This is a genomic window from Chryseobacterium sp. VD8 (assembly GCF_037149975.1).
GTDB classification, from domain to species: domain Bacteria; phylum Bacteroidota; class Bacteroidia; order Flavobacteriales; family Weeksellaceae; genus Chryseobacterium; species Chryseobacterium indicum.
Genome location: NZ_JBBCQL010000023.1, coordinates 15,404 through 31,896, shown reverse-complemented (window position 1 = coordinate 31,896; position 16,493 = coordinate 15,404). Strand labels below are relative to the sequence as shown.

7 protein-coding genes and 3 tRNA genes are annotated in these 16,493 nt (G+C 39.0%); 1 reads left to right on the top strand and 9 read right to left on the bottom strand.

All coding sequences use genetic code 11. From position 1 onward, the window contains the following. Positions 1 to 156: 156 nt before the first annotated feature. A complete protein-coding gene (locus WFK35_RS04600) occupies positions 157 to 10,482 on the top strand; it encodes a LysM peptidoglycan-binding domain-containing protein (protein ID WP_336731562.1) in 10,326 nt (3,441 codons plus the stop codon). 234 nt (positions 10,483 to 10,716) lie between these two features. Here the strand turns inward: WFK35_RS04600 and WFK35_RS04595 are convergent. From WFK35_RS04595 to WFK35_RS04555, 9 genes are all read right to left on the bottom strand, one after another. After that, positions 10,717 to 10,790: transfer RNA gene (locus WFK35_RS04595), tRNA-Asp, on the bottom strand. Positions 10,791 to 10,822: 32 nt separating this feature from the next. Continuing rightward, positions 10,823 to 10,896: transfer RNA gene (locus WFK35_RS04590), tRNA-Asp, on the bottom strand. Positions 10,897 to 10,931: 35 nt separating this feature from the next. Next, positions 10,932 to 11,005: transfer RNA gene (locus tag WFK35_RS04585), tRNA-Asp, on the bottom strand. A gap of 132 nt (positions 11,006 to 11,137) precedes the next feature. Then, on the bottom strand, positions 11,138 to 11,455 hold the full coding sequence (gene trxA, locus WFK35_RS04580; RefSeq protein WP_076392215.1) for a thioredoxin: 318 nt from the start codon (positions 11,453 to 11,455) through the stop codon (positions 11,138 to 11,140). An 85-nt stretch (positions 11,456 to 11,540) separates the two neighbouring features. Then, positions 11,541 to 12,716: a cysteine desulfurase family protein gene (locus WFK35_RS04575; protein ID WP_336731561.1), complete on the bottom strand. Its 1,176-nt coding sequence runs from the start codon at positions 12,714 to 12,716 to the stop codon at positions 11,541 to 11,543. A 117-nt stretch (positions 12,717 to 12,833) separates the two neighbouring features. Further along, the gene (locus WFK35_RS04570; protein WP_336731559.1) at positions 12,834 to 13,421 is read right to left on the bottom strand and encodes an HAD family hydrolase; all 588 of its coding nucleotides are present in this window, start codon (positions 13,419 to 13,421) and stop codon (positions 12,834 to 12,836) included. Positions 13,422 to 13,492: 71 nt separating this feature from the next. Further along, positions 13,493 to 14,218: an SDR family NAD(P)-dependent oxidoreductase gene (locus tag WFK35_RS04565; protein ID WP_336731557.1), complete on the bottom strand. Its 726-nt coding sequence runs from the start codon at positions 14,216 to 14,218 to the stop codon at positions 13,493 to 13,495. Positions 14,219 to 14,223: 5 nt separating this feature from the next. Beyond that, the gene (locus tag WFK35_RS04560; RefSeq protein WP_214588996.1) at positions 14,224 to 15,540 is read right to left on the bottom strand and encodes an FAD-binding oxidoreductase; all 1,317 of its coding nucleotides are present in this window, start codon (positions 15,538 to 15,540) and stop codon (positions 14,224 to 14,226) included. Beyond that, on the bottom strand, positions 15,537 to 16,424 hold the full coding sequence (locus tag WFK35_RS04555; RefSeq protein ID WP_336731555.1) for a decaprenyl-phosphate phosphoribosyltransferase: 888 nt from the start codon (positions 16,422 to 16,424) through the stop codon (positions 15,537 to 15,539). Before WFK35_RS04555 ends, WFK35_RS04560 begins: the two co-directional genes overlap by 4 nt. Positions 16,425 to 16,493: the final 69 nt, after the last annotated feature.

Here is a 16,493-nt window from a genome sequence, read left to right as displayed (position 1 = left end):
ATTTTCAGTACTCAGGACACAGCCATTTTCAGCTGGAAGCAAAAAAATATATCTTTAACGAAGGGGCAAAACTTTGCATCGCTTATTACCCTTACCCAATGGCTTAAGCCTGTCGTAAACTTTTTTACTTCATGGTCATCTTCTACCAATCTGGCTTTGGCAGGAAGTATAGATCCCTCTCAGGTTAATAACGAAGACATTATTTATCCCGAGATGAATTTATTTGTGCCTATTGATGCAACTTTAATATCATTAGGTTTTCTCAATGTCAGTAATCCGGGAGTTGGATTTCAGATTAAAACAGAAGAAGAAACGGTTACAGCCGATCCGGAAGATGAAGGAGAAGCATTGCGTCTGGAATATGAACCTACGGACAGCTTAACACCAGCAGAAGGAGAAACACAAAAAGTACAAACTCCTATCCTATATTTTAGTTTGCTGTTGGCAGCCGGAAATTCTATTGTACTGAATTTTAGTGCTGCTGTAGAATATGAATCATCTTCTTTTACCCTGAATGTAGACTCTGAGCCAGACAAACCACTCACACCTCTAAGCCTGTTCGGTCTTATGGCTGGACAAAATTGGTTTCAGAATATTCCTCCTACTTTACAACAGTACCTCAACAGTATTGCATTCAAGGGATTTAACACGGGGCTGGATTTTAACAACGGGCTTACTATTACCAGCGTTTCCTCTTTTATCGGCTCCAATGGAGCCTGGACGCTTTTTGATAATTTTATTATTCAGCAGTTTGATGTTAATTGGGTCATTATTAATCCGGGAACTACCAATTCACAAAGTTTATATTTCAGTGCTCACGTAGACTTTTTTCCAACCATATTTGTTGGAGGTTTCGATGTGGAAATTACCTCAGACCTAACCCTTTCTGCTGCCTTTGCAGGATCTGTTACCTTCAACAATTTACTGTCTGCCATTACAGCAGGAGCCATTACTATTCCAGAGAATCTTTTACTGGTTGAGTTTACTGCTTTTGGGATTAATATGGATATCAACAGTAAATATTATGAGTTTTATGCGAATGCTAATATTGACCTGAATTTCATTACAAACGTTTCGGTAACGGATGGTACATTACTGATAACTTCTTCTTCACCCGCGAGCGGTACCGGTCCAAGTATATTTACGGCAAAGGTATTCGGATTGTTTGCCATTGGTAAATTACAACTTAATACCGATGTAAATTATAATTCATCGGACGGATGGAACTTAAGCCTTGCTATGCCAGAAAGCAGTAGCTTAAATCTGGGAGAGCTCATTAAGCAATTATTCCAGTCTATCAGTCTGCCTACAAGCTTTTTACCAGATAGTCTTAATATTACTCAATTCTCACTGGATGCCACAATTCCCAGCGGAACGGGAAAAAGCAGCTACGAGGTAAAAGGAGGACTGCAGTGGATCTTTACCTTTCCTATTATTGATCAGCAGATCAACATCATTGCCAATCTTTGGCTGAAATATGAAGCCGCGAGCAATGATTCTACATCCGGTAAATATTCCGGTGGTGTTTTAGGAAGTGTAACATTAGAATATTTCAATGCTACTGTCGGTATAAGCTATAATTTCGCCGAAAATAATCAGCAACTTGCGATTACCTGGGAAGGCTTTACCGCTATGTATGATGTAACCGGAGAAAGCCGTACAATTGTTTTCTCTATTAAAAACTGGACATTGGGCGGGTTAATTACCTCCTTTATGAAGATGTTGTTTAACCCGACATTTGAGCTCGATGCGCCATGGGATATACTCAACAAAATAAGTCTGGATGGATTCTCGGTTACATACAACCTCGACACGAAAGATATTAAGGTCACTTACAAATTACCTAAAACATTAGACCTTATATTCATCAATATCAATGGAATTAATCTTACCAAAAATCAGAAAGGGGTATTTATCACTTTCGATGGGAATTCTGTTGTTCCTTCTATTAACGAAAGTAATTTATTTAAACCAGAGACAGGCGGACAGGACATTCAGAAAATGCCGGATGTTCCGGGACAAGGCACACAGTATTTCGATTTGCGTCTGCTGGCAATGGGTCAGCATGTAGAATTGGTAAATCCTGCCCAGTACAACTCTATCAAGGATGTAACAAAAGCTATGCAGGAAGCTTTTACCGAACCAAAACCGGGTACCATTCCTATAGGATCAGGCTCCGGCAACACACTGCTTAGATTCAATGAAGACAGCAACTGGCTCATCGCCACCAATTTCGGGATACTGAATGCAGGAACAAAAGAGAAGCCTGTTTGGACTCTCGATATGCAGGTGGTATTTAATGATCCCAATCTCTATGGTCTGCGCATCGCTATGGCAGGTGGAAAAGCCAAGGTATTTGAAGGGCTGGAATTTGAGATCATGTATAAAAAGATTTCTGAGTCCATTGGCGTATATCAAATGGATCTTACCCTTCCTAATGCTTTACGTTATCTGCAGTTTGGTGCGGTCAATATCACTCTTCCTTCCATTGGTATAGAAATTTACACCAATGGTGATTTTACAGTAGACATCGGCTTCCCTTACAACATGGATTTCTCCCGATCATTTACAGTGCAGGCTATTGTGCCTCCGGGTATACCGGCTATGGGTTCAGGGGGAATCTATTTCGGAAAGCTCAGCAGTGCTACAACCAATAAAGTCCCTAAGACCAACTATGGAAACTTTAATCCGGTAATTGTATTTGGTATCGGTTTGCAGGTAGGTGTAGGATATAGTGTAAACTATGGCTTACTCAGCGCCGGCTTCAGCGTTACCATGTTTGGTGTTATTGAAGGAGTAATAGCAGCTTATTATCCTTACAGCGGCACTTTGCAGGAAAGCAATAAAGAACAGGTAGAAACTTCATATTATTATTATCTTCAGGGTACTATAGGGATTATCGGTAAATTATACGGTTCTATAGACTTTGGTATTATATCGGCAAGTGTAAACATTACCGTAATGGTATATGCACAGGCAACCTTTGAAGCTTATAATAAAATACCATTGGCTATTGTAGCTTCTGTAGATGTAAGAGTTTCTGCTAAATTAAATCTAGGAATCTTCTCCATTACCATTCATTTTACTTTTACAGCAAAAATTAGATTTGATCTTACCATTGGTACAGACCAGACAGCCAAAGCTCCCTGGAATAATAATCTTTCGGCACCAAACGCTGCATCCCGTATATCTTCACCTGCAGCCGAATTTCGTATTGCTCCTGCCCGACAGGCAACACCACTTGATGGCGCCAGACCTGTTTCTTTTGCAGTAATGGATTCATTCGATATAACGGAGCTGACAGGCTCTGATATAATGGTGATGCGCCGTTCGCCCAATATGCCCATCAGTTATCATTCCGTTTTGGTAGAAGATGACTCTGAACTCCCTGTGCTTAATTTATATTTTGTACCCCATTTAACAGTAGCAGGACCTGAAAACGGAAATCTGCAGAACCAGACAGCACAATATGTAGCTACTTTATTCATCGATGCTCCCGATCCTTCGGGTGACGGTAGCGGAACTACAACTTCCTTTGAATATCTATGCTCTGATTTTTTCCGTTGGCTGGTACTGAACTACATTGATCATACCCCTTCGAAGTCTTCCCGTGAAGAAGTAGAAACTGAAGGTATTTCAAAAGCTGATCTTGATGCATTAATCACATTCCTTTCAAGCGAAGAATATCCGTTTCCTATTCCTACCAATGACCTGCTAAGCTTTCTGCAAAATAATTTTCAGGCATTAAATGTACAATTATTACAAGAAGATCTTGCTGCCGCAGCAATTTTCCCAATGTTTTTTGATCTTGAACTGAAAGTACCAGATATTGCATTGGACATCCAGTTCAATAACTATAATATGGCTACACAGGAATACCTGTCCGAAGTAAAAAAATGGTTTAATGAACTTGCCGTAAAAGTACAGGAAGAAACATCTTCTGCCGCCAGATTTATGACTTTGGAAGATCCGCAGCAATGGAGTATGTCTACTTTTGTATTTGAAGACTACTTTGTACTTATAGGTAAACAACTGGCAGGCTACGCATCTGATGCTATGGATAATTTTACTTACCGCATCAGCAATGGTAATAGCTTATCGGCCATGGTAACCTGGGCAAACAGCATTACTGTAGATGGAACAGGCAATAAAGTAAATATTCAGGATATTGCGACAGCTAACCAGACACATCCGCTTAATGGAAAAAATCCTATAGCCATTACCGGCGTAATGTATGATATTTTGGAAGGTGATACTTTTACTTCGATAGCTGCCATATACGCCATTACACCTTCAATGTTAATTACAGAAAATGCAGCCGTTCCGGGATTACTGGCTCCGCAAACGATTACTTATCATGGAAATGCATATAATGTACAATCTACAGATACCATTAACACAGTTGCTGCAGGTTTAAATACCACACTAAATGATCTTGCTTCGGATAAAGATTTCCAGAATACAGCAGTGCTCACAACAGATAACTGGCTGATTATTGGCGCGGCACTCTACACCGCAAAAAGCGAAGATACCTTTAGCAGTATCGCCACTGTTATCTATAATCATCTTGATACAGCGGCTTTACTGATGCAGAACCAGATCACTCCAGACCTTTTCATTGCAGGCAACAGCTTTGAATACGACGGTATAAAATATGTAATCGTACCGGGTGATACCCTTACCAGCATGGCAGCAGCTATTTCTGTATTAAAAGGAACTACGGTTACACCACAGGATCTTGCAGGTAATATCCAAGTACAGGCACAACAAGTGCAGCCTCTCGGTCAGGTATTAATTCAGCCTTTTACCCACACTACTGCTGAATTCACCGATGCAGCAAACGCCGATACGCTTGATGCATTGGCTCAGCAATACAATACCACAGCAGCCTTATTGGCTACCAACTATGCCAATCAGCAGCAAAATAACTTTTTCTACAACGGAGAAGGATTTACCAATGCCAATATTCCGGGTCTGAAGTATTTAACTGTAGGCAGTATTCTGGAATACTTTGCTGATAATAACTCCTATGGACAATTATCCGGTATGGCATCTCGTTATCAGTTACATGGTATGCGTCTGCCCACGAATCTTCCGGGGCTTACCCTTGCACAAGGTTCACCCTGTACAGGAAATAATTGTGCCCTATATTCCCTTACCGGTCAGGAGTTTGCCCTTCCGGCTACAATACCTGCCAATTTTTCTATCCAGCTCATCAACAATTCATTAAGCTGGCTTCAGTTTAACGGAAAATCAATGGATGAGGAAGGCGGAAATATATTAAATGTAAAGCTGACGCCTGAAGACATTAATCAAATTGACACCTTGCTTAATTATGCACAGACAAAAGGGATAAAGCCAGATGTTCTGGAGCTCGCACCTATGAAGCCTTTCAACCTTCAGCCTGTACAATATACTTTCCAGACAACTACAAAGTGGCAAACTTCCGGAGCATTAAACCTGCCTTATGGGTCACCAGACGGTCAAAGCAGCGTATCACCACTTATCTGGCAATTTCCTTCAGGTCTGCTCAATCAGTTGACACTGCCCAAAGAAGCAGGTTCTGAATTCAGTATACAGATCGGTCAGTACGATGCAGCTAAAGGAGTAATGGACTACTGGCCATCCTCCTATTACGGATGGAGTACGATGATAGATATAGAACTTAAACTTCTTGATACTGATTCCACCGCTCCTGTAAATGCTTACAGTTATGAATTATTAGGGGCAAGCGAAGCCGGTGCTAATATTCTGCAAAGACTGTTGTTAGCATTAAATCCGAAATCTTCCAATAACAATCTGGATAAAATAGTCGATATACAGTGGTTGTATGAAGGCTCAGATGGATTATTGTCCGTAGGTATGGAACACATGAAAACCTTCATCGTACAGGCTAATCTTTCCACAGAAACAAATCCTGACAATGCTGCCATGAAAATGATGGCTTTGGAAGTAACAGAAGAAAAGCCAGATACAGGAATACTGAACAGTATTTATGATTTCATACGTATGTTATGGGAATGCAGCATTACCCGTTCCGGAGGATATTATCTTATGTATAATGAAACAGAAGGTAATACAGGATTTCCTTCCAGTATTTTTGGAAAAGGAGATAATGCGAATGTACGCCTGCTTGTTACCTATAGCAGCCAGTACAATAATAAGCCTACAGATTACATGAACTGTGCAGTAACCGGTGATAAAATTGATGCTAACTCTTGTGTGGTATATGCGCAAAGTGAAATGCAGGAAGGACTATCTTATTATGTGAATAAGCCAGAAGATACGATTGATGCAATAACTGCACGCTTCAATATATTACCTGCCGAACTGGTAGATCTTAATAAAAAAGTGACACTTAACACGAAGGCTACTGTAAATGATTCTTTAAAATATGATATTCCGACTATTATATTTGATGGATTGGTATGTGAAATAGGTGCCAGCGGACCGGGAAATACGCTGACTTCAATTGCAGCTTATTATAATGTGGAAGCAAGTGCTATACAACAACTCAACCCAGACATTCCTGACTGGAATAATCTTCCGCTCTGGCAGCTGATACTGTTGCCTCAGGTTCAATACACCATCAGTGCGGAGGGTAAAGCGGGTCTTACATTTGAAACCATAGCTGCCTATTATTTTATCGATATGGCTTCCATGGCTTGGGCTGCAAAAGATGTAGTCAATATTTTTATGACTTCAACCATGCTTAGTATCAATGATCAGATCATGCATAAAGTAACAGCCGTTCAGCAAGGTACTGCAGGTTTTGACCTGAACAGAACCAACCCGAACCCGGATCCTGAAAATCAGCCGAAGATCACTGATCCTGATTATGCAGAGGTATATCTCAACAATATGTACAATCTTTTAAGCTATCAGATCGTAGAAAACAGCTGGTTCGGTGAAAGTGTTGTGGGTTTACCTGCTGGTCCTGCCAAACCACAAACACAAGATGATGTACTGGGTAAAACAGACAATGATGACACTGAAGATGATCTGATCTGGTATTACAATCAGATTGTACCTATTGCCAAATTTGCCAAAACGAACCCATTTATGACTTATCCTGCCGGCTATCCGCAGGAAGAAGACAATCCGTATCGTGGTATCGGTCATCAGGTACAGGTACATTTTGACTGGGTAGATTACTATGGTAATGTAACAGTAACTCCATTTAGTGATCCGGAAATGGATCCCTCTACTCCGGTAAATAACCCGCCTATTCAAACCGGCTACGTGGATGAGCTGAAAGGATTGGGTAAATGGCCAAGTGTGGAGTTAAGTTATTTGTTTGATCTTGACCTCAATCATAACCCTGAACTTAAAATAGAATTTAACTTTAATATCCAGCGTTATAATGATTTGCCTGATGTACCGGCAGATCAGCAGCAAGACTGGAAACAGAATGCCGCTAATGATCTTGTAACCTATACCAATATATATTATCAGTTAACACAATTAAATCCGACAGACGGTAAGAATACTTTAACGATTACACTAAGCACATCCCTTACACCAGGCAAAACTGTTGATCTGTCTGATGAACAGTTTAACCAGATGCTGCAGTTTGTAAAAGATATTTATACTTATCTATCTGCACGCAGTAAGGGTAATGAAGCAACAGCACCTGTAATGAGCCCCATCACAAGTTCTGTGAATATAGAGGATATAGATACACACTCTATCCTTCAGCTCACTGTGAATCTCGACTTTTACCGTGACCTTAAATACGTTAACACAGATTTTAAAGATAGTGATCTGGTTACCCGCGCTCTTACTCAGGTAAAGCCGAAAACCATGTCTACAACAGTGAAGGACGGTACAGATCCTCAATACAGCCTCAACGAATTTGCTGCTTTATTCGAAGCTGCTTTCTTAAATGCCGGTAATTATGAACTGAAAATTGCCATCGGAACCAATGCTGCAACAGCAGGCGGTGTGAATAATCAGGCAGTATTCGTAGTACGCATGGGGCTAAAATCAGGGCAGGGTATTTACTGGAAAGTTAATCAGGCAGGTACTTATAAGCTGACTACAGAATCCATTACACAGCTTACAGCTGAAGGCGTTCCTGCAGAAGTTACCACAGCTATCAGCTCTTTGGTAGACACTTTTTATGAAAACAGGGATCAGTTCGATATTGCGTTACAACAAAAACTGACTGAAAAACAGTTTTCTCAGTATCGCATCAACATCTATACCTATAGCTTACTGAATGCGGTATTCTATGCTCCTAAACCATTAGCAACGAGTCTCGTTTCTAAAAGCGGAGTCCCTATATGCAAATATATCACGGGTCAGGGTCTGGATTGCAGCAAAGGGGAAATACAGACGTTTACCGGCATAGATATGGATACATGGGGTGCACAGTCTCTTAATGCTATTGATGTATTTCTGAGTGCAGACTATGCAATACCTGCTTTCCTTGTAGATCAATTAAAAGCAGATGAAGAAGAGGCATGGCTGGCTACACAGGGGATTGAAGCGACCACTTATTTACAGGCTATTACCAATGCTAAAACCACACTTGCTGGTGCCATAGCTTCAGAAGTAGAACCTGTACTGAAGGCGCCGTATGTTTCGTTCGCAACAGGTGACAATACAAGTCTCGGCAATGCAAGAGAAAAATTTGAGCAACAATTGCTTAACCAATTAGGCAATGCCTATACCGTAAATGCTCTTGTTCAATTTGAAGTAACTGCTGAATCAGACTTCAGAGCAGACAGCAACTACAAAACACCACCACGACTGTATGGCACACCGGTGATCAATAACAAAGCAGACGGTGATGCAAAAGAATATAGTATTTCTACATCCAAGATACAGCTAAACGAAAAAGACGCAACGGATACAGATTCCTTCCTTACGTTCAGTTTTACCACTAAAAATGCAAAAGAATTTACCAGTGTAGATCTGGATATGACTTATGTGGTAACCCACGTGGAATGTGATATCAGTGATGTAGCTGGTATCAATGGATATCAGGGTTCCAACTGGCTCACCTTCATTATACCTGCTGATGTAAACAGCTTTGGTGGCGATAATACTGTTTCAGCATCTTTACAGCAAAGTTTAGGTATCGTGGATATTCCGGTAGTATTGCGTAATTATCCTACACCGCCTACTCTCACTACGCAGACTGGTAAAAGTGTTCCCGTATCAGGAGATAATACAAAAACACGTCTTGCCAAAGCATCCGAATGGAATTTTATGTATTCCTATACTGAAGATCAGGCAGCACAGGACAAAATATTTTCCGATATTGAATTCAATACCGTGCCTGCTCTTTCTGCAAAAATGTACGGAAGTCCTGCACGTGATCTTTTCAGTGATCTGGCTCAGTTTGTGACTGTATGGCCACAGGTATTGGACGATTTCAATAGCTACCTGAAGATGATTACCGCACAATCAGACAGCTCTGATCCTAATCTTACCAATGCCTATTATGCTTTGCAGACCATGGTGAGTTTAACAAATAACCTTGCTATTGCGTGGAGTGAATACAATGGTTTACAAATCGATAATTCTGATGATAATTCTACGGCACGGGCTTACGACTTTATTATCCGACAGACAGATGATACTGATTTTGACAACCGTCTGCTTGTAACCATTGTTCCTGCTGCAGATATGTCTTCTGATGATATTTCGCTGTACAGGGGTAATAAAGATGTATTTGAGGCTGAATTACCCCAAACGCCTTATGTAACTATTGACAACTATACAAAAGTGAATGCTACTGATAAAAACGGAACTCCTATTCCTAATGCATATTGGTATCAGGCGGCAGATAAAACCTACCTCTCATGGGAAAAATCTTTCAATATTCCGTCCCGCAACGTTAATGTAGATGCGCTGAATGTCTTACAATTCCAGTATGCTTGGGCGGGTATTTCCATTATTCGTAATGAAGACCTTGTTCCGTACAACCCTACCGTTAATAACTTTATTTACCGTACGCCATTGGTAAGATTCTCTAATAAACTGATTCCTTTGCTTAACAGTAATGATATTTTTGATATTGCTAAAATTACTAATGAAGCAGGAGTCAATCTGTCGCTCGGACAGCAGTTGGCCAATTTCCTCAGCACTTTCTTTACCTATGATGAACTGGCAGAACAATTGCTAAAACTAAGTGTATCGTGGAATTATCCATTATTGGGTACATCCGGAAATATTCTTTCTCCTATAGAATTACCCGTTTTGCTTGCCGCTCCATTCATTTTTGAAATACCAAAAGATTATGAGATACCTGTCGGAGGATGCCAGCCATCGTTTAGTGAAGCAGATCCGTTTGTTTGCCGTCTTTCTAATGCATTAAAAACCTGGTATAACCAGCACAAACCTGTAAACAGTGGTGCATGGTTTCAGATTGATCTGGCGGTATTCTCATCTCTCAGCGAGAGTAAGCTTCCACTGATAGAGCTTAAAAATATAGTATTGTATTATAAAAATATTACAGATATGAATGCATGATCCTCAATAATAGTTTTCATTAAATAATAAAATTCATTTAAGAAAGTTGAAATCTAAACAAATGAGGAAAAAAGCTCATTTTCTTACTATTCAGAGATCTGTTTCTCCTTTCAAACAGGTCACTGAATAGGTAACTTTCATACCATGATTTTGGGTTTCATCTGGAAATAGATAAAAACAAAAGTGCTGTAAAATATCTTTTTACAGCACTTTTGTTTATTTGATAAATCATTGCGATCCGGACGGGACTCGAACCCGCGACCTCCGCCGTGACAGGGCGGCATTCTAACCAGCTGAACTACCGGATCAATTTTTTTAAAAGAAATTGAGAAAACTTCTGCGATCCGGACGGGACTCGAACCCGCGACCTCCGCCGTGACAGGGCGGCATTCTAACCAGCTGAACTACCGGATCAAATTTTGTTTTAAAAGTAAATTGAAAAACTTTTGCGATCCGGACGGGACTCGAACCCGCGACCTCCGCCGTGACAGGGCGGCATTCTAACCAGCTGAACTACCGGATCATGTTTTTGTTTCTAAAGAACTTCGTTTCTTTTTTGTGATGGCAAAAGTACAACTTTTTTCGTTACCTGCAAATTTATTTCAAAAAAAATGCCTTCCAAAAACGGAAGGCGTTCATTATCAAATTTATTTTTTTACAAGTGAGCGCTTAATTTCTCTGCGATCACTTCTTTTGGAGCTACTCCTACTAATTTATCAACCACTTCTCCGTTCTTAAAAATAAGAACTGTAGGAATATTTCTGATCCCGTACTGCATAGAAATATCCTGGTTGTTATCCACGTCTACTTTCCCTACTATTGCTTTTCCTTCGAAATCGCTTGCTACTTCTTCGATGATTGGTCCTAACGTTCTGCAAGGTCCGCACCATACTGCCCAAAAGTCTACTAATACCGGCTTATCTGATTTTAAAACCGTTTCCTGAAATGAGCTATCTGTAATTTCTAAAGCCATTTTTGTTTCTTTTATTTAAATTAATATTATTCTTTTATAATTTCCTTAATTGGATAATCAAAATTACGCTTTTTGAGTAATAAGACTATCTATGCTCAACATTTGTATTTTCTATAACAAAATCTTTAGAAATTTCTTTCAAAGCAGTAGCCAAAGCATCAATATCTTCTTTAGTCGTTAAATGGCTGAAGGAAATACGAAGCGGCGTACAGTGATCCATTTCATCTTCAGATAAAACCATCATCATCACCATAGAAGGTTTTGAGGCTCCCGAAGAACACGCACTTCCCTGAGAGATTGCGATTCCTTTCATATCTAACTGAAGCCCGATTAGAGGGTTTTTATAGGGTAATAAAGCACTTAAAACCGTGTAAAGACTACCATCCTTCTCAGAACTTCTCCCGTTGAATTTAATGCCCGGAATTTCCGCTGTAAGCCTTTCTACGGCATAGCTTTTAATTTCCTGCATATGATTAGTATAAGTTTCAAGATTTTTTAAAGAGATTTCCAGTGCTTTTCCCAGTCCTACAATTCCTGCTACATTTTCTGTTCCTGCTCTTAAGCTTCTTTCCTGTGGTCCTCCTGTAATAATTCCTTTTAAACCGCTTGATTTTCTGATGAACGCAAATCCAACGCCTTTTGGTCCGTGAAATTTATGGGCACTGCAAGAAGCAAAATCTACCTTAATATCAGAAAAATCCAGATTCATGTGAGCCATCGTCTGAACGGTATCCGAATGGAAGAGCGCATTATTTGCCTTGCAGAGTTCTGACACTTTTTTAATATCGATAAGATTTCCGATCTCGTTATTGGCGTGCATTAAGCTTACCAGAGTTTTCTTGTCAGAAGCTTTTAGCAATTCTTCCAGTTTATTAAGATCAATATCTCCTTTTTCATTGGGACGGATGTAGTTTACTTCTACTCCTTTTCTGCTTTTCATATCCAGAATACTTTCAGAAACGCACTTATGCTCAAGAGGAGAACTGATGATACGTTCTATTCCGAGATGCTCAACAGCCGATTTTATGATCATATTGTTCGATTCCGTACCGCAGGAAGTGAAAATAATTTCAGCGGGCGTTACATGAAGATAATCTGCAACCTGTCTCCTTACGTTTTCGATAAGAATTTTCGCTTCCTGTCCAAAACTGTGCGTAGAGGACGGATTTCCGAAATTCATTTTCATGGTATCAACCATTGCATCGATAACTTCTTCCGAAAGTGGAGTTGTTGCAGCGTTATCAAGGTATACTTTATTCATTTTTACTTTGAAAATATTAGTTTCTGTGGAATATGTACAATCTGTAAATCCTACAAAATCAATAGAGTTATCGTTTTAAAATACTCTGTTTCGATCTGTTTATTTTACTGCCCAAAATTAGTGAAAAAATTGGTAATGTCCTTCATTTGCCCAATTCAACATTGGCTTATCTCCCGATGTATCTCCAAAAGCAATAACTTTATCGTATTTATGATTGCTGATTTCCTGCTGAATTCTTACCAGTTTTTCGTTTCCATTACAGTTTCTTCCCACAAAATTTCCGGTGAAAACTCCGTTTCTGAACTCGGCTCTGGTGGAAACAAGCTGCATTTTAAAAGCTTCTGCAAATGGTTTTGCCCAAATGTCTAACGATGCGGTAACCAATAGACTCTGCGTATTATTATGATCTATATTTTGAATAAAATCCAATGCATTTTCCCTTACGATTTTAGGATAATAATGTTCAAAAAACTGTCTGGATTTTTTTTCGATTTTTTCCTGAGTCTGCCCTTTCAGAATGGAACCGATAAAGCTTTTTTTCACTTTTTCCGTATCGGCTAGTTTCAGTTTTAAAAGAACAAAAAGCGGAATATGCTTCAAAAACTGCAGGCGAAATCTTGTAGAATCGTAGAATTTAAGATACATAAACATGGTATCTTTATACGTAAGTGTTCCGTCGAAATCGAAGCAGTACAGTTTTTTCATTGAAGTAAGTCAATTTTAGAATATTTATCTTGTAACGTAAAGATCGAAAGTATATTTTAAATAAAATAATTTTAAAGCTTTAATTTTTTAAAAATAAATTCAGGAATATTTCGGATAATCATCATGATAATTCCCCAGACCGGCAAAACATAGGCTACGTTTTTCTGTTTTTTATAAGCTTTGAAAATAGATTCTGCTGCCTGTTTCGGGGTTGCGGTAAGTTTTGGATTCAAAGGTAAGCCTTCAGTCATTTTGGTTGCCATAAATCCGGGCTTCACCGTCATGACGTGAACTTTTTTATCGAAAAGATAATTCCTCAAACCACTTAAATAGGCTGTGAAAGCCGCTTTCGAGCTTCCGTAAATAAAATTGCTCTGTCTTCCGCGATCTCCGGCAACAGAAGAAAGTCCGATAATCGTTCCGGATCTTCTGCTTTCAAATTTCTGCGCAAAATAATTCATCACAGGAACCAGTTTAGCGTAATTGATATCAATAATCCGTTGTGTATTTTTGTTGTCATACAATCCTTCTTCTGTTCCTTCTCCTAAATATCCAGTCGCACAGAACAGTAAACCTGAATTAACAGCATCAAACTGATTATAATCTATGCTTTTCATAAGATCAAGCTCTATCACTTCGGACTGCTGAAGAAATTTCACATCAATATGTCGGGCAAATCTTTCGGTCGTTTCTTTACTGGAGGTAAAAAGATAGATTTTTTCAAATCTCTCTCCTTCCTGCAATGCCTTTTCCACAAAAGCCTGTGCTACTTCCGATGTACTTCCTAAAACGATCATGTTTGCTAAATATTATTTAAAATTCTTTTATGCTGCAAAGACACAAATTTTGAGCTCTGAACATTTTTCAGATAATTGGTGAGCGAAGATCTGCTCATGCTGTCTTTGGTAAGGTAAATTTTACCGTTGTACTGCTCTACGATATCATCCAGTTGATCAATCAGTTTTTTCAGTTTGGAATTCACTTTGAAGTCCAATGCGAGAGAATATCCTTCAAACGGAAAGGAATTGTAAGCTTCCGGATTTTCTTTTCCGTATAACTTTAAAACAGCTAAAAAAGAACCGTTTCCGCTGTTGGCAATGGTTTCCAGAATTTTTTTCATTCCTTCTTTTCCTGATTCTTTGGGAATCATCATCTGATACTGGATGAAGCCGGATTTTCCGTAAATCTTATTCCAGTCGTGAACAAAATCCAGCGGATAAAAGAACGTTTCATAATCAATAAAATTTTTAACTTCCTTCTTAGACTGTTTTTTATAATAGAAATAATTGAAAATCTTTACCGTTAAAGCATTTAAGACAAATCCGGGAAAATAAAACGGAACAGTAGGCTCAAATTTTTTCTTTAAACGCAATGGTTTTTCTTTGAATTTCTGAGGCAGCTCGTGCTGAAAAGCGTGTTCTCCTCTCATCAGGATACTTCTTCCGATATTTTTACCTTTCTGAAGACAGTCGATCCAAGCCACAGTATAAGTCCAGCTTTCACTTTCTTCAAACAGGTTAAAGATCTCATCCAGATTTTCGGCTTTAATGCTTTCCTGACGGATGTATGCCGATTCAATATTTTTCAGCTTGAATTTTGCCGTTAAAATAATTCCGGTTAATCCCATTCCTCCAATGGTTGCCCAGAATTTATCTGAATTTTCTTCTCTTGAACAGTTGATAATATCGCCGTTTTCGATCATCAGTTTAAATTCAATCACATATTCTGAAAAACATCCTTCAGCGTGATGATTTTTACCGTGAACATCGGAAGCAATGGCTCCTCCTACAGAAACAAATTTGGTTCCCGGTGTTACATATAAAAAATATCCCTGCGGAACGGCAATTTCCAGTACATCAGAAAGCAGGACTCCCGATTCGCATTCGATAATACCGTTCAAACGGTCGAAACTGATGAATTTATTTAATTTTTTGGTTGAAAATATATGTTCTCCCAACGAAGAATCTCCGTAGCACCTTCCGTTTCCCCTTGCAATGACTTCATTATGATTCTGAACAAATTCTTTTATTTTTCTGAAGCTGTCCTCAGATTTCATTTCTTTTTCCACTATGGGAAAATTACCCCAGTTGGTCACTTTTTGTACAAAATTCGGCTTCATTTTTTAAAGTAGATTTGAATTAAAAATGCAGCAACCCACAATAGTAAGGTGATCTGAATGTATCTGTCTCTGTAAACAATCTTCGTGGGAGATTCGGTTCTGTTGTATACCAATGTCTGCTGTAAGTATCTTAAAAAAGCAAAAACAACAAAAATAACCGTATAAAATACTCTTGAATGAAATCTTGCCTGAACTTCCGGGGACAGGGTAAACATCAGATAACAGACAATTGCCAGAGTCACGGAAATGGATAATGCAATATCTGCAAACTGTACATTGTAGCCGTCCAAAGCTCTTCTCGTTTTTCCTGAAACCTGCGCATTAATGAGTTCTCCCCGCCTTTTTCCTATAGCTAATACCAACGCAAGCACAAAGGTGAGTAAAATCGCCCATTGAGAAATGCTGATTCCTGTAATGTAACCTCCTGATAAAACTCTTAAAACGAATCCTACTGCAATGATGGAAATATCAATAATCGGAACATGTTTCAGTTTAAAAGTGTAAGCAAGATTCATTACAAAATAAAATCCTACAATGGTTGCAAATTTCCATAAACTTTCCTGAAAATACATTTGGGCAAAGAAAACCAGTGCGATATCCAGAATAATAAGTCCTGTAAAAATTCCCACTGCCTGAGATTTTGAGATGGCACCGCTCGCCAATGGTCTTCTTCTTTTTTCGGGATGTTTTTTATCTGCTTCAATATCATTATAATCATTCAGAATATAAACGACACTTGCTGCCAAAGAAAAAATGATAAAAGCAAAGATGCTTTTTGTGAGTAGTTCGAGATTTTTAATATTACCCGAAAAGAAAAGAGGAACAAAAACAAACAGGTTCTTCACCCATTGCTCCACGCGGAGCAGCTTTAAATATTTCTTCATTTATGTTGTTTCAAATGCAAAAATAGTAATTTCAAAAAATATCACCATAAAAATACAAAAATAACCGCT

What these genes read in the sequence shown, in the direction of transcription:
- trxA (WP_076392215.1), bottom strand. Translation starts at nt 11,455, where the DNA reads ATGGCTTTAGAAATTACAGATAGCTCATTTCAGGAAACGGTTTTAAAA.
- WFK35_RS04575 (WP_336731561.1), bottom strand. Translation starts at nt 12,716, where the DNA reads ATGAATAAAGTATACCTTGATAACGCTGCAACAACTCCACTTTCGGAA.
- WFK35_RS04570 (WP_336731559.1), bottom strand. Translation starts at nt 13,421, where the DNA reads ATGAAAAAACTGTACTGCTTCGATTTCGACGGAACACTTACGTATAAA.
- WFK35_RS04565 (WP_336731557.1), bottom strand. Translation starts at nt 14,218, where the DNA reads ATGATCGTTTTAGGAAGTACATCGGAAGTAGCACAGGCTTTTGTGGAA.
- WFK35_RS04560 (WP_214588996.1), bottom strand. Translation starts at nt 15,540, where the DNA reads ATGAAGCCGAATTTTGTACAAAAAGTGACCAACTGGGGTAATTTTCCC.
- WFK35_RS04555 (WP_336731555.1), bottom strand. Translation starts at nt 16,424, where the DNA reads ATGAAGAAATATTTAAAGCTGCTCCGCGTGGAGCAATGGGTGAAGAAC.